The organism is Colwellia sp. 12G3, from assembly GCF_002836775.1.
Lineage (GTDB): Bacteria > Pseudomonadota > Gammaproteobacteria > Enterobacterales > Alteromonadaceae > Colwellia.
In genome coordinates this window covers 695,835-717,465 of record NZ_PJAQ01000066.1, presented here as the reverse complement: position 1 = coordinate 717,465, position 21,631 = coordinate 695,835, and the positions used below count along the sequence as shown (strand labels likewise).

The 21,631-nt window shown below is 37.6% G+C and carries 17 protein-coding genes and 1 other RNA gene; 6 read left to right on the top strand and 12 right to left on the bottom strand.

Going from position 1 to position 21,631, the window contains the following annotated elements; genetic code table 11:
• Nucleotides 1-451 precede the first annotated feature (451 nt).
• The 3 genes from CXF71_RS17450 to CXF71_RS17440 form a co-directional block, all read right to left on the bottom strand.
• A complete protein-coding gene (locus CXF71_RS17450) occupies nt 452-697 on the bottom strand; it encodes a hypothetical protein (RefSeq protein ID WP_101234195.1) in 246 nt (81 codons plus the stop codon).
• A gap of 500 nt (nt 698-1,197) precedes the next feature.
• Entirely contained in the window at nt 1,198-1,467 is a 270-nt protein-coding gene (locus tag CXF71_RS17445) for a hypothetical protein (RefSeq protein WP_101234194.1), read from the bottom strand.
• Nucleotides 1,468-1,901: 434 nt separating this feature from the next.
• Nucleotides 1,902-2,234, bottom strand: a complete 333-nt coding sequence (locus tag CXF71_RS17440; protein ID WP_101234193.1) for an immunity protein Imm33 domain-containing protein — start codon at nt 2,232-2,234, stop codon at nt 1,902-1,904.
• 892 nt (nt 2,235-3,126) lie between these two features.
• Between CXF71_RS17440 and CXF71_RS17435 the strand changes: the two genes are divergently transcribed.
• Nucleotides 3,127-4,095, top strand: coding sequence for an integron integrase (locus tag CXF71_RS17435; RefSeq protein WP_101234192.1), 969 nt, complete (start codon nt 3,127-3,129; stop codon nt 4,093-4,095).
• A 13-nt stretch (nt 4,096-4,108) separates the two neighbouring features.
• A complete protein-coding gene (locus tag CXF71_RS17430) occupies nt 4,109-4,525 on the top strand; it encodes a hypothetical protein (protein ID WP_101234191.1) in 417 nt (138 codons plus the stop codon).
• Between the two features lie 110 nt (nt 4,526-4,635).
• Here the strand turns inward: CXF71_RS17430 and gcvP are convergent, their stop codons facing one another.
• The 7 genes from gcvP to CXF71_RS17395 form a co-directional block, all read right to left on the bottom strand.
• Nucleotides 4,636-7,533: an aminomethyl-transferring glycine dehydrogenase gene (gcvP, locus tag CXF71_RS17425; RefSeq protein ID WP_101234190.1), complete on the bottom strand. Its 2,898-nt coding sequence runs from the start codon at nt 7,531-7,533 to the stop codon at nt 4,636-4,638.
• Nucleotides 7,534-7,812: 279 nt separating this feature from the next.
• On the bottom strand, nt 7,813-8,202 hold the full coding sequence (gene gcvH / locus CXF71_RS17420) for a glycine cleavage system protein GcvH (protein ID WP_101234189.1): 390 nt from the start codon (nt 8,200-8,202) through the stop codon (nt 7,813-7,815).
• Between the two features lie 253 nt (nt 8,203-8,455).
• Complete coding sequence (gene gcvT, locus CXF71_RS17415; RefSeq protein ID WP_101234188.1) at nt 8,456-9,544, bottom strand: glycine cleavage system aminomethyltransferase GcvT; 1,089 nt, start codon at nt 9,542-9,544, stop codon at nt 8,456-8,458.
• Between the two features lie 276 nt (nt 9,545-9,820).
• Complete coding sequence (locus tag CXF71_RS17410) at nt 9,821-11,170, bottom strand: UbiH/UbiF/VisC/COQ6 family ubiquinone biosynthesis hydroxylase (RefSeq protein ID WP_101234187.1); 1,350 nt, start codon at nt 11,168-11,170, stop codon at nt 9,821-9,823.
• Between the two features lie 239 nt (nt 11,171-11,409).
• Nucleotides 11,410-12,756, bottom strand: coding sequence for a 2-octaprenyl-6-methoxyphenyl hydroxylase (gene ubiH / locus CXF71_RS17405; RefSeq protein WP_232771527.1), 1,347 nt, complete (start codon nt 12,754-12,756; stop codon nt 11,410-11,412).
• A gap of 50 nt (nt 12,757-12,806) precedes the next feature.
• Nucleotides 12,807-14,174: a Xaa-Pro aminopeptidase gene (gene pepP / locus CXF71_RS17400; RefSeq protein WP_101234185.1), complete on the bottom strand. Its 1,368-nt coding sequence runs from the start codon at nt 14,172-14,174 to the stop codon at nt 12,807-12,809.
• 239 nt (nt 14,175-14,413) lie between these two features.
• Complete coding sequence (locus CXF71_RS17395) at nt 14,414-15,016, bottom strand: UPF0149 family protein (RefSeq protein ID WP_101234184.1); 603 nt, start codon at nt 15,014-15,016, stop codon at nt 14,414-14,416.
• 202 nt (nt 15,017-15,218) lie between these two features.
• On the opposite strand from CXF71_RS17395, the gene CXF71_RS17390 reads away from it, so the two are divergent.
• The 4 genes from CXF71_RS17390 (at nt 15,219) to CXF71_RS17375 (ending at nt 19,241) form a co-directional block, all read left to right on the top strand.
• Nucleotides 15,219-15,527 carry a cell division protein ZapA gene (locus CXF71_RS17390; protein WP_101234183.1) on the top strand — a complete coding sequence of 103 codons (309 nt, stop codon included), beginning with the start codon at nt 15,219-15,221 and terminating at the stop codon, nt 15,525-15,527.
• A 169-nt stretch (nt 15,528-15,696) separates the two neighbouring features.
• Nucleotides 15,697-15,877, top strand: a non-coding RNA gene (gene ssrS, locus CXF71_RS17385) — 6S RNA.
• A gap of 396 nt (nt 15,878-16,273) precedes the next feature.
• Nucleotides 16,274-17,500: a GAF domain-containing sensor histidine kinase gene (locus CXF71_RS17380; RefSeq protein WP_232771526.1), complete on the top strand. Its 1,227-nt coding sequence runs from the start codon at nt 16,274-16,276 to the stop codon at nt 17,498-17,500.
• Nucleotides 17,501-17,705: 205 nt separating this feature from the next.
• On the top strand, nt 17,706-19,241 hold the full coding sequence (locus tag CXF71_RS17375; RefSeq protein ID WP_198559900.1) for a sensor domain-containing diguanylate cyclase: 1,536 nt from the start codon (nt 17,706-17,708) through the stop codon (nt 19,239-19,241).
• 61 nt (nt 19,242-19,302) lie between these two features.
• Here the strand turns inward: CXF71_RS17375 and CXF71_RS17370 are convergent, their stop codons facing one another.
• Together CXF71_RS17370 and CXF71_RS17365 are read right to left on the bottom strand one after the other, a co-directional pair.
• Entirely contained in the window at nt 19,303-20,019 is a 717-nt protein-coding gene (locus tag CXF71_RS17370; RefSeq protein WP_101234181.1) for a hypothetical protein, read from the bottom strand.
• Between the two features lie 115 nt (nt 20,020-20,134).
• On the bottom strand, nt 20,135-21,463 hold the full coding sequence (locus CXF71_RS17365) for an MFS transporter (protein WP_101234180.1): 1,329 nt from the start codon (nt 21,461-21,463) through the stop codon (nt 20,135-20,137).
• Between the last annotated feature and the right edge of the window lie 168 nt (nt 21,464-21,631).

Here is a 21,631-nt window from a genome sequence, read left to right as displayed (position 1 = left end):
ATATTAAGCGGCTAAAATTAGTTGGCTAAAATGTTGAACGAAGTGAAAACAGCCAACTGTTTTTTGTCCGTTTGAATTGCTTGTTAGGTTAAATTTACTATAGAACCAAATAGTTAAAGCAAACTTCGAAACTTAATATAACCGCACCACGGCTATATGCCAAACCATTATTTTGAGCCATTACATAAAAGTACTTTTAGCGCACAACACAAATGTTATTACTGGACTCTCGACAATGATTCGCGACATTTAAAAAACGTTTCGGCGAAAACCCACGAAACAGAATAACCACCAAGCAAAAAATAGAAATGCATAAGTTGGTTAACCATTAAAACAGAAAAGTGGTGCCACCTAACGCCCACATTAACGGGCTAAGTAATAGTTGGCCAAAATAGCGAAGAATGAGCACGGGCAACTGTTGCGTGTCACGTTGAATTGCTTGTTATACGTACTACTGAACTGTGTGTTCTTTAATTGATTTGTTAATAGCATCAACTTGAGCTTGTTTTCTTTTACGGCAATTTACCCTATCTTGGGCATGACCTTGTTCACACTTAGATGCAGCATCGTTACTTTTGAGTACACCTAATGCAAGCTCGCCAAGATTGCCTGAACGAGTCTCGGGACTTTGATTCTTTGAACTAAGCTCAGCGCAAGAGCATAAAAAGAAAACTAGAATAAATATTAAGTACTTCATAAGTGAAGTTAACCTCCATGTACGTATAACGCTTACATAAGCGGAAAATTATAGTTGGCTAAAATTTTGAGGAACGAAAAAGAGCCAACTGTAAATTTTCCGTTTGATGTTCTTGTTAGTTGAACTTTAATTAAAAGCACAAAATTTACAATAAGTTACCATGTTTGTGGGATATTAGGAAGAATCCAAAAACCCCCAGCACCACGATACACAAAACCATGATTTTTGAGCCAAACAATACTGCCTGAACTAGCTAATGGCTTTACCGCAAAAGTGTCTTAAAAAGCGTAAAGTCTATTAGCGATCATAACCAAACTTCTGTGGCGAAAACTGAAGCGTAACCCACCAAATTAATTTAGAAAATACCGCTTTTACGCATAAATATTAACTTGATTTCGTGGTGCCAACTAACGCCCCAATAAGGGGCTGCTAATAGTTTGCTAAAATGTGAAACGTAGCGGAACCGAGCAAACTGTTAGCAGTCCTGCTTGATTGGCTTGTTATGTGTTAGTACGCCTAACTAATTCTTTTTTATACATATACTCATTAAGATACCACATGGACACACCAAATAGTAACCCTGCTAATGACCATGTTATAAAGTGAGAGGAAGCGGCTTGGAAAGTAAAACCTTCTGAGAACGGCTTACTGATAAAAGCCATAAGAATAAGCATAGGTAACCCATACGATAAAACTCCGTTGACGATGAAGAATCGTAACTTACCCTTTGTACGAAGTAGTTCCCAAGCATTAAATTGATCTTCTTTCATATTTCAAATCTCCATATTTGAATAACACATAACGCCGCTATAAGCGGCTAAGTACAATTTACTAAACTGCGCGAAGCGCGAGCAAACTGTACGTGTCCGTTTGATGGCCTTGTTAGATGCTGCGCTGGTAAAACCAAACGATACAATAACTTAAGGCGACCGTAATAAAACAACCTAACCGTGAACTTTTACGCTACACGATAAAGGTTGAACAAAATTAATAGCGTTGCCACCTTTGAAAAAGGTAAAAGAGGCAATGCTTATTAATGCTGATGCTAACTAGTTTTAGCGAAAAACTACGCACTAGAAAGCACTTTATTTAAAGCTTATTTTTATTAGCATATAACGCCCTGTTAAGGGGCAAAATTTAGTTGGCTAAAATGTTGAGCGGAGCGAAAACAGCCAACTGTATTTTGTCCCGCTTGAACAGCTTGTTATATGCCGATTAACTCCAAATCTTGCCATACATCTTCATAGCCGTCAGCAACTAAAAATCTGTGCCCTGGAGGTAATGCCAAATAAGGTTCAATTTGGGGAAGATACTCGTTAATATGTTTAACATGTAAAGGCTTAAAGAAATCAGGATCGTCGCTCCATTCTTCGCCGCACCAAATATACCAACCACACGTACCATTTTCAGCCACATGCCTTAAACCATTTATCGGAAGTTTGCCGATAGTTTCAATAGCAATACCTAATTTATCGGATTCATTACAAGGTGAAAATTCCGCTTTAAATTTAGCACAGATATCTTGCTGGCTACTCATGCTATTCCTTAGGCATATAACGCCGCTATAAGCGGCTAAGTACAATTTGCTAAACTGCGCGGAGCGCGAGCAAACTGTACGTGTCCGTTTGATGGCCTTGTTAGATGCAGCGCAGGTAAAACCAAGCGATACAATAACTTAAAGGCGACCGTAATAAAACAACCTAACCGTGAACTTTTACGCTACACGTTAAAGGTTGAACAAAACTAATAGCTTTGCACCTTTGAAAAAGGTAATTAGGCAAAGCTTATTAGTGACCTGCGTTAAACCAGTTTTAGCGAAAAACTATGTACTAGACATCACTTTATCTAAAGCTACGTTTTAACAGCATATAACGCTATATTAAGCGGCTAAGTACAATTTGCTAAATTGCGCGGAGCGCGAGCAAACTGTACGAGTCCGTTTGAATACCTTGTTAGCAGCAGGTAGTTAAAAGCACTAAACCTACAACTAACGCTAAAATTAAATTAGTGGAAGTGAGGTGCAATAAACACGGCAACACTTAGCCACTAAACTTGATTGATAAACAATAACATAGAATGCTTACCGACTTGTAAAACTCATAAGGTATACACGAAAAAGGAAGGGAAATATACACCAATCCTTTGATGTGAAGTACCAAGCAAAGCAACTAAATAAACTTGAACAAGTGTTGCCTGCTAACAGCTTAATAGAGAGAATAATTCCGTATTTAAACACGGATACTTTCCGTCTATCATGATTTTTAATTACTATTAAAATACGCTTTTTAATAGTAATTATCAATGAGTTTAATAACTTTTTAACTATTTCATAATTGCGTGCATTACGGAAATATTCCGTCTATCAAAGACACATTTTAATTTTCGACTACACTGGATATAAACACAGCGGATAATTATTTATTTTTACTATGCCTAAATCTTTATTTTTAAATAGCATCAACGAATTTATGATCACACGTAGATTTGCTAAAAGAACTATTCAAACGTACATTTATTGGATCAAGCGATATATTATTTTTAATAATAAGCAACATCCGTCAAAAATGGGCAATAATGAAGTTGAACAGTATTTAACTTACCTAGCAAATAAAGAAAATGTTGCGCCTGGAACACAAACAATTGCCCTTAATTCATTAGTTTTTCTTTATACCGAGTTTTTAAAGTCGCCCCTATCACTAACATTAAAATTTAATAAGTCGCAGCGACAAGCTAAATTGCCAGTGGTATTAACTAAAAGTGAAACTGCATGTTTACTTAGCTTAGTGGATGCTCAGTATTGGCTATTAGCTAGTCTTATGTATGGTAGCGGATTAAGGCTAATGGAAACCGTCAGGTTACGAGTTCAAGATATAGATTTTGACTATATGTCAGTTTTGGTTTGGCAAGGGAAAGGTGGTAAAAACCGCAGGGTTACTTTAGCACAAGAATTAGTGGAGCCATTAAAATTACAAATAGATATCTGTAAGAAGTATTTCGATTTAGACAACAATACATCGCATTATCAAGGAGTTTGGCTGCCCTTTGCTTTAAATAAAAAATATCCAACAGCAGCTAAAGAGTTTGGTTGGCACTATTTATTCCCATCAGCAAGATTAAGCCACGACCCTCACGATACTAATAAAGTTCGTCGACATCATATTGATGAAAGCTCATTACAAAAAGCAATTAAAAAAGCCGCTAAATTAGCACTCATCAAAAAGGTAGTCTCATGCCACACCTTGCGCCACTCTTTTGCTACACATTTGCTACAACGGGGGGCTGATATTCGTACGGTACAAGAACAACTAGGTCATACTGATATCCGAACAACACAAATATATACTCATGTTATTCAAGCAGGTGCTAATGGCGTGCGTAGTCCTTTATCTGACTTATAAATAGGATAAACTTATGGGAATAAGTCCAAGAGTCCATTTTTTTGATAAATACGGTAAAATAGAAAAAATACCTTATCGTAAGTTTGAACGCTTATTAAATGCTGACAAAGATGTATTTTACCCTAAGTACAGCTCTGAGAGGGTTAAGTGCTCCATATCCTATGTTGAAATGGAAAACCGTCAAGCGATAAACATTATTCACTGTGACTACTTAATCATAACTTTTAATGAAAATGGTCAATTAGATACAAACAAACATGCACAGGGTACAGCGTTAATGTTTCAATCTATTGATCTTCTAGGTAACTTAAATAATATTACATATTTACAGCCTGTTATAGCACAAAAGCAATATAGACAGGATTTTATATGGCAGGCAAACCAACAAGAGATTAATGCAATTGTGAAGCAAATTTTTTCAAAAAAATAAAAAAAGGCGAACCATTTCTGGTTCGCCTTTTTATTTATCAGTCAAATACTGGATCCCCGACAAAAACCTCGGGGATGACTAATCCAACTCAGGATTGAAAAATCAAAAATTTAGTCAATATAGCTTTCAATTGGTGGACATGAACAAATTAAGTTTCTGTCTCCGTATACATCATCAATACGGTTAACTGTTGGCCAGAATTTATTAGCCGCTGCCGCTGGTACTGGGAATACTGCTTCTTGAACCGTGTAACCACGATCCCAAACATCAGTAATATCAGCTAGTGTATGCGGAGCATTCTGTAATGGGTTATCGTTTAATGCCCACTCGCCAGATTCAACTTTACGTACTTCATCACGAATACATGTCATTGCTTCTATGAAACGGTCAAGCTCAACTTTAGATTCTGATTCCGTTGGTTCAATCATGAACGTGCCCGCTACTGGGAACGACATCGTTGGTGCATGGAAACCGTAATCGATTAATCGCTTTGCTATATCAACTTCAGTAATACCTGACGTTGCTTTAAGTGGGCGTAAATCAATAATACATTCGTGTGCAACACGACCATTTTTACCTGTGTATAATAACGGGTAATGTTGGCTTAGTTTAGTTGCCATGTAGTTAGCGTTAGTGATCGCATATTTACTTGCATCAGTAACACCTTTTTTACCTAAAAGCGCAACGTAAAGGTAAGAGATACATAAAATACCGGCACTACCGTAAGGTGCTGCTGATACTGCGCCGTTACCTTTCGTTTCTTCATCTACGTTGATGATTGCGTGATCTGGTAAGAATGGTGATAAATGCGCTTTAACGCCGATAGGACCCATACCTGGACCGCCACCACCGTGTGGAATAGCAAAAGTTTTGTGCAAGTTAAGGTGAGAAACATCAGCGCCGATATGGCCTGGAGATGTTAAACCAACTTGTGCATTCATGTTCGCGCCATCAAGGTAAACTTGACCGCCATTGTTATGAACGATGTTACAAATTTCTGCAATCGTTGTTTCATATACACCGTGCGTAGACGGGTAAGTGATCATGATACAAGCAAGGTTGTCTGCTAACTCTTCAGCTTTCGCTGTTAAGTCGGCCATGTCAACGTTACCTTCTTTATCACAATCTACTACAACCACTTTAAAACCAACCATTTGCGCTGTTGCAGGGTTAGTTCCGTGTGCTGAAGATGGGATTAAACAAATGTTACGATGACTGTCCCCTCGGCTTTCGTGATACTTGCTGATTGCGATTAAGCCAGCGTATTCACCTTGAGCACCCGAGTTAGGCTGCATAGACATTTTGTCGTAGCCTGTTAATTCAACTAACCAATCGGCTAGCTCATCAATCATTTTCTTGTAACCTAGCGCTTGGTTAACTGGCGCAAAAGGATGCATGTTAGCAAATTCAGGCCATGATACTGGGATCATCTGCGCTGTTGCATTTAACTTCATGGTACAAGAGCCAAGAGAGATCATTGAGTGGTTCAATGCTAAATCTTTGTTCTCAAGTTTTTTGATATAACGAAGCATTTCTGTTTCGCTGTGGTACGAGTTAAATACTGGGTGAGTTAATATTGCAGACTCACGTACTAAAGACTCAGGAATTGAAGAATGAGCTAATGCAATCACAACATCATCTAACTCAGCTACGTTAAGACCGTGACCTTCACCTAATAAGATATCGAAAAGCCCAGCTACGTTTTCACGTGTAGTGGTTTCATCTAGTGAGATAGAGATTTGACCAGCAACGTCAGTGCGGAAGTTAACACCGGCAGTTAATGCACGTGCTACCACTTCATCTTTGTTAGTTAACTTGAATGTAAGCGTGTCGAAGTAGTGAGCATGCTTGGCAATTAAGCCTTTGCTTGCTGTACCTAAACATAAAATGTCAGTTAAACGGTGAATACGGTTAGCAATAGTTTTTAAACCTTGAGGACCGTGGTAAACCGCGTAAAACGCTGCCATGTTGGCGAGTAATACTTGCGCTGTACAAATGTTTGAGTTGGCTTTTTCACGACGTATATGTTGCTCACGTGTTTGCATAGCCATGCGTAGTGCGTTGTTATCACGTGTGTCCTTTGAAACACCGATAATACGACCAGGTAATGAACGTTTGTATTTGTCAGACGTGGTAAAGAATGCAGCGTGTGGACCGCCGTATCCCATAGGAACGCCAAAACGTTGCGTTGAACCAATAACAGCATCTGCGCCTAATTCACCAGGAGACTTCAATAAAACTAAGCTCATGATGTCGGCAGCTACCGCTACAATGCCTTTTTTCTCTTGAATTTTAGCAATTAAGTCGCTGATATCCGTTACTTTACCGCTAGCGCCAGGGTATTGGATAAGGGCGCCAAAGATATCGTGATCAGCGGCTTCTTCTGCTGGAGCAACGATAATGTCGAAACCAAACATTTGTGCACGTTGCTTAACAACGTCAATTGTTTGTGGGTAAACATCATCACCGATGAAAAATAAGTTTGATTTTTTGTTTTTAGAAACACGTTTGGCTAATGCCATGGCTTCTGCTGCGGCAGTTGATTCATCTAATAATGATGCTGAAGCAAGGTCAAGACCGGTAAGGTCTATACACATTTGTTGGAAGTTTAATAATGACTCTAAACGACCTTGTGCAATTTCTGGTTGATACGGCGTATACGCCGTATACCAACCTGGATTTTCTAACACGTTACGTAAAATAACGTTTGGCGTTAAGGTACCGTAGTAACCTAAACCAATGTAAGTGTCGTTTACTTTATTTAAGCTAGCAACGGCTTTTAAATCAGCCAATGCTTGAACTTCTGTTTTACTCTCTTGGATGTTTGGTAAATCAGCTAAACGAATATCACTTGGTACGATTTCATCAATTAAGGCATCAACCGACTCAACGCCTAGGTCTTTCAACATAGCTTGAGTTTGTGATTCACTTGGGCCAATGTGGCGACGGATGAAGTCTTCAGTTTGCTCTAACTCAGCTAATGAGTTAACAATTACATTTGAGGTCATAACAGTTTCACTTAAATAAAATTTACATATTGAAAATATAAGAAAGCCTCATGTTCATAAAGAGCAAAGAGGCTTAATATTTAGTACTAATAGTTTAGCTAAGATAATCAATGTTTAGGTTGTCTTTTAACACTAAACAATAAAGCTAAATAATATTTTTCATAAACAGTCGGCTTTTAGGCAAGGCGCTGAAGTTATGAGTTTGCTGAGCTTAGTACACTAAGCGATGAAAACGAATAACAAAGGCAACGCAGCATAAATGCTGAATGTGACTGAAAATTAGTCTTCATCGATAGAGTTGGCATAACCTTCAGCATCAAGTAAGTTGTCTAACTCGCTTGCATCATCAAGTTTAACTTTAAATAACCAACCTTCACCAAACGCGTCAGAGTTAACTAACTCTGGAGCATCTTCAAGTGCTTCGTTGATTTCAACAACAGTACCTGAAACAGGTGCGTAAATGTCTGAAGCTGCTTTAACAGATTCTGCAACAGCAACATCATCACCAGTGCTGATTGAATCATCAACGTCTGGTAATTCAACAAATACCATGTCACCTAAAAGGCCTTGTGCGTGTTCAGTAATACCAACAGTAACGATACCGTCTATTGCTACGCTAACCCACTCATGAGAAGTGGCATATTTTAATTCTGTAGGGATGTTGCTCATTTTAATTGTTCCTATTGTTACTTTATTAGTAAATTGACCAAATACTTGATTCGATCAATAGATTAAATTTCTGTAAATTTATATAGCACAAATGCAGCTAGATAATAATATAAATTCTAAATAATTGGAATTACAGCAAAGGTATCGAGTTATAGATCCTTGAGCTTAGCTAATATAAGTTTGCTAAGTGATAGGACGAATAACGATGACAGTTTATACCTAAATATAATGCTGTAATTTCAAGTATGACGAATTAGAATACTTTTTTGCCGTTACGAACAAAGCTAGGCTTGGTTACTGTAACTTTAACTAATTTTTTACGCATTTCAACTTCAACAACGTCACCTACTTTTACGCTACGTGGAACACGCGCTAAAGCAACACTGTGACCTAATGTTGGAGAGAAAGTACCTGAGGTGATTTCACCGTTACCAAATTCAGTTACAACAACTTGATGTGAACGAAGCACACCTTTTTCTTCAAGCACTAAACCAACTAGCTTAGGCTGATCGCCCGCTGTTTTTTGTGCTGTTAATACGTCACGACCGATAAAATCACGGTCGGTAGGTTCCCATGCAATTGTCCACGCCATGTTAGCTGCGATTGGTGAAACTGTTTCGTCCATGTCTAAACCGTAAAGGTTCATACCGGCTTCTAAACGTAATGTATCACGAGCACCTAAACCACAAGGCGCTACACCCGCATCTAATAATTTCTGCCAGAAATCTTCAGCTGCGCTTTCAGGTACAATAATTTCGTAACCATTTTCGCCTGTGTAACCCGTAGTTGCGATAAATAAATCGCCAATTTGTACACCAAAGAATGGCTTCATGCCTTCAACAGCAGCACTTTCTTCTGCGGTAAGTAACGTAGCTACTTTTGCTATCGCTTCTGGGCCTTGAACGGCAATCATGCCAAATTCAGGACGTTCAGTAATTGTTAAGTCAAAACCAGCTGATTGCTTAGTCATCCACGCAAGATCTTTTTCACGTGTTGCTGAGTTAACCACTAAACGGTAGTTAGTGTCTGAGAAGAAGTAGATGATTAAATCATCAATCACGCCGCCTTCTTCATTCAACATACCTGTGTATAACGCTTTACCAGGAGTTGTTAGTTTAGCAACATCGTTAATCACTAAACGGCGTAAGAAAGCTTTTGCGTCAGTGCCTTGCACGTCAACAATGGTCATGTGTGAAACATCAAACATACCGGCATTGGTTCTTACTGCATGATGCTCTTCGATTTGAGAGCCATAGTTAATAGGCATTTCCCAGCCATAAAAATCAACCATTTTTGCGCCTGAAGCTAAATGCTTTGCATGTAATACTGTTTTATTAGTCATGTGTTCCACCTGAGAGTGATCAAAAGAAATAATCAAAGTTGACTGATTATAGCTGTCACTTACCGTTGATTCAACAGTAAAATCCACAATTAAAAAATATAAACCCGTGTTTCATTATTTATTAGAATTATATTTTATAAAAAGTAATATTACGAAATTAATCGCATTATTGTTTGGATTATCGAGGCACAGAACAAATAAAAGCCAATAACTTTATTGGCTTTTATTTTTTGATACTTATTATAGTGCTTGCTTATACGGGGAGAATTAGTCGTGTTAAAGGCTATCTTTTTGATAAGCAAGCTCAGGCAGATCGGCCTTGATACCTAAGGCTTGAGCAATCAAACGATTTTTAGCTGGAGCAAAATTGTTAATAATATTCATGCCCATTCCACGTAGTAATTTAATAGGTGACTGTTGCGGAGCGAAAGCTTGTTTAATGCCCTCCATGGCCGCTATCATTTCAGTGGCTTCACTTTTACGCCAGCGAGAGAATGCTTTAAGGTCTGAGCTATTAACAAATTCAGCATAACTTTCATGAGAATAGTTTTCATCATGTTCACTCAGTTTTGCTGTTAACGTTTGCGCTAAAGCTGCTGCATCAAGTAAGCCTAAGTTAACGCCCTGCCCGGCAAGCGGATGAATGGTATGCGCTGCATCGCCAATAAGAACTACGCGATCTTTAACAAAATCTTGTGCTAAACGCATGGTGAGTGGGTAAGTAAAACGCTCACTTTTAAGGGTAATATCGCCTAATTTGCCGTCACTGGCTGCCGTTAACTCTTTAGCAAAATCAATCGCATCAAGTGAGATTAAACGTTTGGCATCTTCTGGTGAGGTTGAATATACAATCGAGCATAAATCATCTACCGAGGAAACCGAGCTCTGTGTTGATGATTCTGCTTTATTTTTTTTACCAGACGTTAAAGAATTTAACGGTAAAAAGGCTAACGGCCCGGTCGGCAAGAACACCTGCCACGCAGTATTTTTATGACCTTGTGGACATGCTACAGTAGCAACAATGGCGTGATGATCGTAATCTTTAAAGATCATCGCCATGTTCATTTGCTTACGTACCCAAGAGTTAGCGCCATCTGCACCAACAACAAGTTTAGCGATAATAGGCGGTGTTGGTGTGCTGCTATTACCATTTATGGCAGTATCATTAGCGAAGGAGGCAAAAACTTCACTCTCGCCTTGACTAAGACTCGCTAATTTATTATCGGTAAAAAAGTGAATGCCTTCATCAAGCTCAGCTTGTTGCCATAAGGCATGGCGAATAACTTTATTTTCAATGATCCAACCTAGGTTATCTTCAGGGGGAAAACTGGCGCTGTCTTGGGCAGAGAAATCAAGTTTACCCAGCCCCGCTTTATCCCAAATATGCATGTGCTGATAATCTTGTACTCGGCTGTTTTCAATGGCATACCAAACGCCTAAATTTGCAAAGATGTTTTTACTGGCAACATTAATAGCACTAACTCTAACGTCAATTTTATCATCAAGTTCAGTTACCGCTAAAGTATCTACCATGGCAATTTTTAACTGGCTAGTTTTACGTAAAGCTAATGCAAGCGTTAAACCCACCATGCCCGCACCTACTATTAACACATCAAATTTTTGCATTTTCTTCTCTTGTTAAATTCTTATAAGGCACTATCGGATCTCACTTTATTAATAATGAGAATGACCTAGGTAACGATAAAAGTAAAAGTCATATGGATCCCCGACTAAGAAATCACGGAGATGACGATAACATTTCATCAGCCATCACCCTCTATGAGTTTTAACACATTCAAATCAATCGCCGTCATCCTCGAGTTTTCTTGTCGAGGATCCATTGTTTAATCTTTTAGCAGTAGCGATTAATATCCCATGGTCTTTTTAACTAAGGCATTTTTAAATGGGCTAATAACGTTAAGCGCCTGCAAACCTATGTTTCGCCCAAGCACCAACGGCGGCAAGTCATTAGCAAACAATGTCACCAATGAATCCGTTAATTGTATAACCTGTTGCTGGTCTTTCGCTCTATTAGTTTGATAAGCATGCAGTAAGGAAAAACCACCAATATCTTGATCTGCTGCCAAGGCGTTTTTAATTAATTCAGCCATCACGGCAACATCACGTAAACCTAAGTTAAAACCTTGCCCTGCGATCGGATGAATAGTATGTGAAGCATTACCGACTAGCGCCATACGATGAAACGTTTGTCGCTCGGCTTGTAACAAAACTAACGGATAAGTATCACGTTTACCAACCTGGGAGATTGCGCCAAGATAACTGCCAAAAGCACGTTCAAGCTCTTCTTTAAAAGCATCATCGCTTAAGCTTTTAATTTGCTCTGCTTGCGCAGGCGTCATTGTCCAAACGAGTGAGCAACGTGACGTATCTCCAGCTAAGCCATTCACTGAATTATTTAGCGAAGCCTTTCTTTGTTTAAGGGGGTTTAACGGTAGCATCGCAATAGGGCCAAACTCGGTAAAACGTTCAAACGCTTTATGGTGATGTGCTTTGCTGGTAGTAACATTAGCAATTAAAGCAACTTGCTGGTAATCATCACAAGTCACCTCGATATTGGCGAGTTTTCTTACTGGTGATTGCACGCCGTCACAGCCAAGTAACAACGTTGCTGACAAGATTTCACCTGAGTTAAGGGTAACCGTTATCTGCGCCTTATCTGTGGCTATTTCGTCTTGCCCTTTCCATTCGATATCAACAATGGAGTCAGGACTAAACCAGTGAATATTATTTTGACTATTATCGTTTAACGCTTTCAATTGCGCTTTACCAATAAGCGCCATATCGATGACATAACCTAAGGCATTAACGCCATGTTCCTTGGCTGCTAACCTTGCTTTGCCAAAGTGACCACGATCAGAAATATCAATAGTTGTAATAGCACTGGCATCACCTTTTAGATATTGCCAAACGCCCTGCTTAGCGAGGTATTTAGCGCTACCGTGTGAGAGTGCTAAGACCCTGGCATCAAATAAAGCATTTTCATCTGCAGGACTTGTCTGATCAAAAGGTAGGGTTTCAACAATGGCAATGGATAATAAACGGCCATCGTTTTGGGTTAATTTACTTAAACTTAACGCCATTAAGCTACCAGATAAGCCACCGCCTGAGATAATGACATCAAAATGTTGCTTATTTTTTTGCGTAAAGTTTTCCATCGCGTTCATCTTAGTATTTTTGTTTTTTATATTCACTTCAGTTGCGCTGATTTTACGTAACGGAAGTGAACCTTGTATTGATTTAGTTATGCTTTTTGCGTTTTTTTCATTAACTCTTCAATATCTTCAATGGTTTGTGGCGAGTTAGCGGTAAAGTTTTCAAAGCCCGTTGCGGTTACGGCAATGTTATCTTCTATTCGAACACCAATACCACGCCACTTTGCTTCGACGCTTAAATCACTTAGAGGGATATAAATACCAGGTTCAATGGTCATCACCATGCCCACTTCAAATGCACGTAACTGCTCTCTCTTGGTGTTGATATGATAATCACCAACATCATGTACATCTAAACCTAGCCAATGACCAAGGCCATGAATAAAGTATTCCTTGATTTTTTTATCACTAATCAGCTCGGTTAAGTCGCCTTGTAAAATACCTAAATCTACTAAGCCTTGCGTTAAAAAAGCATTGGTTAATATATTTAACTTGGCAAAAGACATACCTGGTTTGATGGCATTAATCGCAAGATTTTTGGCATCGAGCACTAATTGATAAATAGCTTTTTGCTCAGGGGTGAATTGTCCATTAACAGGGAAAGTACGGGTAATATCAGCAGCATAGCCAGCTAATTCAGCGCCGGCATCAATAAGTAATAACTCATTATTTTTTAAAACATCACTGTTATTAGTGTAATGAAGAATATTGGCGTTATCACCGCCAGCAACAATACAAGCATAGGCTGCATCCCTAGCACCATGGCGAGCAAATTCATGAAGAATGTCTGCCTCGACTTGATATTCAAATTTACCCACATGACAATTTTGCATCGCGCGTTGATGTGCTAAACCTGAAATATAGTTAGCTTGGCGCATCAAGGCCAATTCATTCTCTGTTTTAATTAAACGCAATTCTGCCACCATAGGATCAGTATCGTTTAATTGCTGTGGCACTTTAGCGCCTTGACGTATGCTGCTATTAACTTGCTTTAACCAAGTAAAAACTTGCGCCGCAAAAGTATGATCACTAAAACCAAAAAACACTTGGCTTATACCATCAAGATAATCAGGCAATAGGTTATCAATTTCAGTCACTTCAAAGCTTTCATCTACGCCATAATCTTGTACCGCTTTAATTTGACCAACGCGTCGACCATGCCAGATTTCATGCAAGGGATCTTTGGGTAATGAAAATAAAATAGACTCAGTATGACCCTGTTCGCCTTTAAGCAAAACCAACAAGGCATCTGACTCATTAAAACCCGTTAAGTAGAAAAAGTTTTTATTTTGGCAAAACGCATATTCGGTATCGTTACTGCGAGTAACTTCACTGGCCGCGGGAAATAAAGCAATACTGTTATTAGGCATTTTAGCCATTAAAGCGGCGCGATGTTTTCTATAGTCACATAATGGTAACTGACTTATTGGTGCTTTATTAAAAGGGGTAGTGGTCATATGTAGTCGCGCCTATTTCTTATTGTTTTACTTTAGTAATACCAGTTTCATTAAATAAGTGTTCTACTTTTTGGTGAGGAAAAATGGATAAGAACAAGGCATAAATTTTACTAAGTAGTTATTCTACTTATGAAATTTATAACGCTGTTATTATTTATTTTAACCATAAAAAATGATCACTTAATTAGTGAGATTGGTATAACTATCACTAGTTAACCCACTATTCGTAAACAGTAAGGTTAGTGAATTATCTTTTTGTCTGCGCTGTTGTTTTCATGGTTAGGTGGTGTCGCTAGTTCACTAAAGCACAATAAAGCTGAAATTCGAACATACTCACTAATTTCAAAATACGCCTGTTCGGTATCTTCATCTTCGTCCATTTCGTCAGATAAGTTAGCAATTTCGCTAAAATCTGTCAGTACTTCTTTAACTTCTGCAGAAACAACGGGGGTATCTTTGTGCTCTAAACCAAAACCTAAATTAAAACCTTGCACCCACATACTTAACCCATGGCCACGTTCAGCCATACTGTCATCATCATCAGGCAATACAAGGTTAAAGCTATAACTGTCATCTAGTATGCTGGTCCATAATTCACTATACATCTGCTTGAGTGCTTTCTTTACTGCTTTAGGAAAACCATCACCTTCATTAAATAAATCATGAAGCATAGTCACATACCCTTGATTTTCAAATTCAAAACCTGCACAAACTAACCCGGTTAATACACCATGAATTTCACTGGCATGGCATTTTACATCTTCGCTAGTCATAATGGCTTGCAAGGAAGCAAAGTCCATTGCGTTATTTTGGGTATCGTTATTTGAGCTTGATTCAGTCATGATTTACTTTCTATGTTTGCTGGAAGTTATGATAAGTATGGTATCACTGCCGAAAATCACAGCAAAGGAAAATAACAGAAAATGCCCATAAACTGCGCTATTTACTTGCATAGGAAGCTCAGCATCGTTATCATGAAAAATAATAGGCTAAAAATCGAGTTATTTTGTCTATATTATTAATAATACATGGAATTTTTTGTAAATGTCTCAACGAACCGTAGAAATCAACATTGTTGATCGCAAGCTAAAAATCGCTTGTCCCATAGGGCAAGAAACGGCCTTATTATCTGCGGCGCAAGAATTAAGTGATCGTTTAAGCAAAGCGAGCGTTAACAAAGCCATTAGTTCTCCGGAACAAACATTATTAATGACCGCCTTAAATTTGGCCAATGATTTATTGAAAACTCAACAGCAATTAAAAATTGAACAGCAAGGTAATCAGCAAAAAATCACCTTATTACAATCAACCATAGAACAAGCCATTTCCCATACTAAGAAAAAAACAGCTTAAGCATTAGTCGCTTACTCCTTGTACACACCTTAATAATTTATTTTCACCTTCGTCTAGCTTAGCTGCGGTTAAAGCTTAAAAATAAAACATAACGAATAATTACTCGTCACTCAGCTAAATATTACAAAAAAAAGCTTATTTGATGATATTTTTTTCGCTATACTTAATTTGTCTTCTGGGGTGTTTGTATGTGAACTGTGTCCCTGAGCCGATAAGTTTTACCTTAGGAAGTTGATTATTAACTTTTGCGCAAGCCCGGCTCGTATCGGGAAGCCTACGGTTAGCATGATATTTCCGCCCTGAACACACGGTGTTCAGGACTCTGTGAACTGCGGCACCTTGGAAGCGTCTTATCTTTTGTTAAAGTTATCTCCGTTCTAATAAAAATATCAACTATATTTCCGCGCACCACTAGAAAAGCACACGGTGTTCAGGACTCTGTGAACTGCGGCACCTTGGAAGCGTCTTATCTTTTGTTAAAATACTCTCAGTTAAAATAAGAAAATATCAACTATATTTCCGCGCACCTCTACTTTTTACCTTAATGAAAGTACCACGATGTTATAGGGTCGTGAACTGCGCTATTAAAATCAGAAGTACCTAGCATCTTAAGACTTATCGGTAATAGGGGGATTTAAAAAATAAAGTCCTACGGCCTAAACTATGCCTACCTATTGGTCAATATCGCCCATCTTTCTTATACTAATATTATGAGTTAGCGATAACCTGTCTAGGAAGGATAAATTTTGTATTATCAAAAGCATGATGAATTGATAGAAAGTTGGAACAAAACGCTTGCCGTGGTGGCTAAGCTAGCCTCTGTACCTGTAGCCTTGGTTATGAAAATGGAACAAGATTATATTAGCGTTTTTAGCAAAAACGAAAATAATGAAAATCCCTATAATGTTGGTGACTCTGAGTACTTAAATGGCTCAGGACTTTATTGTGAACAGGTAATAAAATCACAAAAAATACTAAACATACCCAATGCTCTTTCTGATGAAAACTGGAATAATAATCCTGATTTAAAACTTAATATGATTGCCTATCTTGGGCTACCCATAGTTGATGATGAAGAGACTCCCTTTGGCACTGTGTGTATTTTAGATAACAAGGAACATGTATTTTCAGAAACAACCATTGAACTACTAGAAACAGTAAAACAAAGTTTTGAAGTTCAATTAAAACAATTACATCAACAACACCTTGCTGAAGAAAAACAACAACTTGAAGAGTTATCTATATTAATCAGTGGTCTTTCTCATGAAATTAACACCCCTTTAGGTATCGGGATCACGACAATCAGCATTATTGAATCCAATATCGAAGATATCCAACAAAAATTAGACTTGAAATCGCTCAATCAAAAAACACTCTCTAACTGCCTAAATACAATTAAGGAAAGTGTAAAGTTACTTACCAACAGCCTCAATAATGCGGCTGAAAAAGTCACTACATTACAAGACTTACTAATAAGCGATAACGTAAAATCAGCTCAAATAATTTCGCTATATCCATTCTTAAATAGCATTTTTGATACGTATAAAAAGATGCTAACTACCCATAATGTAAAATACAATATCAAACAAAAGCATAGCGAGAATACAGACGCTTTTATCGTGCCCGAATTACTCCAGCAAGTGTTACTCATACTTTGTAAAAACTCACTCGAACACGGCTTAGCTGAAACAAGTAATCCGGAAATACAAATTGAGCTAATAAATTATAGTAATGTTATAAAATTGCACTATAAAGATAATGGCAAAGGAATTGATAGCGCAGAACATAATAAAATATTCAGCCCTTTTTATACAACCAGTCGCGCTATAGGTAGTAGTGGTGTGGGTTTAAGCATAGCTAAAAGAATCATAACACAGCAGTTACACGGAGAAATATCTATAGTGAACTCATCTAGCGGTGTGCACTTCATAATAAGCTTGCCCAAAGCAGTCGATTCACTTGCTAACAGTTAAGTTTTATAGACACTCAGTTTTTACCACTTAACTATTTAATAATGAGTTGCTTATTTTAGCTATTTTCATTATCTACAACTACGCTTATTTATAGTCACTATTAAACTTCAGCTTAATTTTAGCACCTATAAATCAGGTAATTGCTTTGTTTATAAACTCATTAAAAACTAAACTTATTGTCTTTTATTTATTGTTAGTTATATTTGTGGCTTTTATCAAGGTAATTTCCCTCCACTATATCCAACTACCGCAACTCTATGCGCTAGAAGCCTCATCAGATGAAAAAGATATTAGCCGTATAAAAATGGCTTTTACTTCAAAAAGTAAAGAGTATGGCGTTATAAATTATGACAATGCTGTCTGGGATGATACTTATCACTTTATAAATAATCAAAACACTGAGTTCACTGACAGTAACTTTGTTACCGATACCTATAAAAGCTTAGGCATTAATGGTATTAATATTTATGACAAACAAGCCAAAACAGTGTGGCGCCAAGCATGGGACCTTGATAATTTTAGTCCCTTAACATTTCCGCCTTTTGATAGCCCCTCTGCATTTGTGACCAAACATATTTTAGTTTCTGAAGAGCAAATTAGTACAAACAATAATAAGCCAGTTTCTCGGGTCGGGTTTACCTTTTTAAATGATAAAATTATACTTTTTGCTGCGACCAGTATTTTTCAAGCAAATTTAACGGGGAGCACTAATGGCACTATGTTATTTTGGCGTTTTTTTGATGAAGAGGTGTTAACTAACTTACAACAAAGAGCAGGTATAGATTTTACTATAGAACTGGTTCAACCCAGTCTTAAGAACACAGTAAAGCTCACGTCAAAGAATGTATTTATTAATAAATCTTACCGAACCAAGAAAGGTGAAATATATGACGTTATCCCCCTTGTAACAGGTAACGGCGGTATTAAATTTACCTATAAAGCACCGATAAGACAGTTTTCAACAAGCTGGTTAAATCAATCAACCATTACCAGTTCAATGCTTTTTTTATTGACACTCTTTATGTTATTCATATTCTTTCATTACTTTATCATTCGTCCCATATTACGTGCAGACAAAATGGTTACCGCTATTGTTAAACACAATGATCATTCGATTCGATTTTCCAGTAAAAGAAAAGATGAACTGGGTACGCTATTTAATTTAATTGACAGACTTTTAGACGGCGTGGAATCTAAGGAGCAGCAATTAATATCTCATAATATACGTCTACAGCATATCAGCCAAACAGACAGTTTAACCAAAATCCCTAACCGAAGGGCATTTGATACTCACATGAAAAAAATATTGAATACCAGCTCTTTAGGCTTAAATGTTTCGATGATGATTTGTGATGTCGATTATTTCAAAAAATATAACGATAGTTATGGTCATGCAAAAGGAGATGAAGCCCTTTATTTAATTGCTCAAGCATTGCGTAAAAATTTACATGAAGAGACGGATTTTGTTGCGCGTTACGGTGGCGAAGAGTTTGTTGTGGTATTAAAAAATACTAATGAAGACAATGCTATAGCGGTTGCTAATAATTTAATTAATATTATAGCTGATTTGAAAATACCCCATATAAAATCTGATATTCATGATTCTGTTACTATAAGCATTGGTATTCATACTTTTGTTCTCGCTGGACAACAGCAATATATGCCGTTTTTTGAACGTGCAGATGAAGCGCTTTATCAAGCTAAAGAGCAAGGGCGAAATAGAGCTATTGCCAAAGACTAATGTTACTTCCCTATAATTTATTCCTTCATTTATCAACAGAACCAAGCTTACGTTTATTACCCTAACTTATGAGGTTCATGTCGTTGATAATTTCTTGAATCGGTTTTTTATAATAAGTAGCAATTAACAGTAAACGTTGTAACTCACTATTAACCAACTGAACTTGACTACGGCATATTTTTGCAACGTTCTGAGTTATTAATTTATAGTTAGCATCATCTATAACTTGTTGTTTACTTTCAATTTCGATTAAAGCAAATAAAGCGCTTAACTCATGATTAGGTAGTGGCGATAAATTTTTATTGAAATACAAATACACTTCAACTGGGGTGAAATTTTGGCTATCACGTTGACATAGCGCATTACATAACGATTCATTACGTTCAAATAACATCATAGAGCGTAAATAATTAAATGACGGCTCTACATGAGTTACCCCTGATTGAGCGCCCGCTAATAAATAATGCAATACGTTTCGTTGGTGTTCATTAGTTTTATTAAAATTCCCCTTTAACTGTAATGAGGGGGTAAAAAAACTTAACAGTTCACTGCTTTTAAATTCCGGAATAAGGGCAAGTGGCAAGCCTTTTTTATCTATCCATTTTGTTGCTAGTTGTTGATAGAAGCCAAACTTAATAAGGCTTTTTTTCCCTTGTAGGTATAGAAAAGCCAACTGCGCTATATTTTCAGGCTCGCTTGATGTTGAATAATGTTGGAGTAAAGCGTCAAAGTCATTTTTTGCCAATAAATCGATCATTGTTTGCATGTATTGCTTCATTTTTTCCCTTATTCGTTAATCATTCAGGCTAATACCCATGGTATTGTCTCAGTAAGCATTTCAAATGGCTTCTTATTTTTACTCAACGTTGGCAACGTTATTCACTAAACAGTCATTAGCTGTTAACTTCGATAAAATCCGGTCGAGGTAGGTTATCCAATACACTATAAAGGTAGATAACGATCGACGTTAAGGCTGCAGTAGTGAGGAACAACCAAGTTCCGCCAAGTTGGTCGAGAATAATACCGCCACCTAATGGTGCTATAGCATAGCCAAATTCATAAAATGAAGCGGCACCAAAGTAGGCTCCACGTAAATGCTCTGGAGCCAAACGGTCAATGTGAACATTCATGGTAGGGAAAAGAATCGTTTCCGCTAAACTCATCACAACTATAGCGCCTATCCAACCCCAAAAAAGTGTTAATGGATTAAGCGCTAGCCAAACTTGCGAACACATTAACAAGACTAACCCCACTTGTATTCGACTAATTAAGGATAAATTTGCCATTAACTTGAGTAATAAAAATTGTGTTGAAATAATCACTAACGCATTAGTAAAAATCATCGCAGAAATAAGTTGCAGAAGATCAGGTACTTCAGCGCGTGTTAAGTATTGTATAAGGGAACTATCCATTTGTGCATAAATGAACATACATAATATGTTAGCCCAAATGAGACACTGCAATAACTTATCAGCGACTAACACCTTGATAATTTGATTAACTCCACCGCCTTTTGCTTTAAGCTTTTCTTGAGGTTTAGTTTGAGAATGAACTTCTGCAGAAGCGCTGGCGTTATCCCCATCAATCACATCGGTAGCGATTTGGTGAACTTTCAGCGATTCTTCTTTATCAAGCTTGTTATGTTGGTGAAACCCCCACCATAGAAGCGCTAATAAAAAGGCAAACGCCCCAGCGGTAATATAAAAGCTTGATTGCTCTCCGGTTAAACCTAACCATAAGCCAAGCATAGGACCCACAGCGCAGCCAACATTAACAACAAAATATAATGATTGCATGGCGAGTTCACGGGTGCCTTTATCCTTAATGAGATCGCCAATTAACGCAGAAGTAAGTGGCCGCCATAACGCTGTCGCAATAGAGCATAAAGTTATCACTAAGGCGTAACCGGCAATAGAATTCACTTGTGCTAATAACGAAAAAGAAATGATATATAAAATACCACTGGCGTACATTAACTGATGACGACCAATTCTGTCAGATAGCGCGCTACCAACAAAACTCACTATGACAGAAATTACGGCAGCACTTGAAAGAATAAGTCCTACATGTGTTGCTGATAAGGCAAACTTTTCATAGAGAATGACCGCTAAAAATGGCCAAACCATGTAATAACTGCCACGGGTAATAAATGAGCCAAATAACAAAATCCACATCAATCGAGGGAATTGTTTAAAACGATCGATTGAGACAACACCTGACATACAAACTCACTCTACTAAATTATTCTCAGCAAATAGCGAGAATAATGCATTGAACAAACTAATTAATTGACAACCTAAACAAACCAATTAAATAAACAAAAAACTTTACATAATTAATTATATTGCTTTTAACGATGAAAAAGCAATACAATTTCGATAGAGCCATTG

What these genes read in the sequence shown, in the direction of transcription:
- CXF71_RS17445 (WP_101234194.1), bottom strand. Translation starts at nt 1,467, where the DNA reads ATGAAAGAAGATCAATTTAATGCTTGGGAACTACTTCGTACAAAGGGT.
- CXF71_RS17450 (WP_101234195.1), bottom strand. Translation starts at nt 697, where the DNA reads ATGAAGTACTTAATATTTATTCTAGTTTTCTTTTTATGCTCTTGCGCT.
- CXF71_RS17440 (WP_101234193.1), bottom strand. Translation starts at nt 2,234, where the DNA reads ATGAGTAGCCAGCAAGATATCTGTGCTAAATTTAAAGCGGAATTTTCA.
- pepP (WP_101234185.1), bottom strand. Translation starts at nt 14,174, where the DNA reads ATGACCACTACCCCTTTTAATAAAGCACCAATAAGTCAGTTACCATTA.
- CXF71_RS17435 (WP_101234192.1), top strand. Translation starts at nt 3,127, where the DNA reads ATGCCTAAATCTTTATTTTTAAATAGCATCAACGAATTTATGATCACA.
- CXF71_RS17410 (WP_101234187.1), bottom strand. Translation starts at nt 11,170, where the DNA reads ATGCAAAAATTTGATGTGTTAATAGTAGGTGCGGGCATGGTGGGTTTA.
- gcvH (WP_101234189.1), bottom strand. Translation starts at nt 8,202, where the DNA reads ATGAGCAACATCCCTACAGAATTAAAATATGCCACTTCTCATGAGTGG.
- CXF71_RS17370 (WP_101234181.1), bottom strand. Translation starts at nt 20,019, where the DNA reads ATGAAGCAATACATGCAAACAATGATCGATTTATTGGCAAAAAATGAC.
- gcvT (WP_101234188.1), bottom strand. Translation starts at nt 9,544, where the DNA reads ATGACTAATAAAACAGTATTACATGCAAAGCATTTAGCTTCAGGCGCA.
- CXF71_RS17395 (WP_101234184.1), bottom strand. Translation starts at nt 15,016, where the DNA reads ATGACTGAATCAAGCTCAAATAACGATACCCAAAATAACGCAATGGAC.
- CXF71_RS17430 (WP_101234191.1), top strand. Translation starts at nt 4,109, where the DNA reads ATGGGAATAAGTCCAAGAGTCCATTTTTTTGATAAATACGGTAAAATA.
- CXF71_RS17390 (WP_101234183.1), top strand. Translation starts at nt 15,219, where the DNA reads ATGTCTCAACGAACCGTAGAAATCAACATTGTTGATCGCAAGCTAAAA.
- gcvP (WP_101234190.1), bottom strand. Translation starts at nt 7,533, where the DNA reads ATGACCTCAAATGTAATTGTTAACTCATTAGCTGAGTTAGAGCAAACT.
- CXF71_RS17365 (WP_101234180.1), bottom strand. Translation starts at nt 21,463, where the DNA reads ATGTCAGGTGTTGTCTCAATCGATCGTTTTAAACAATTCCCTCGATTG.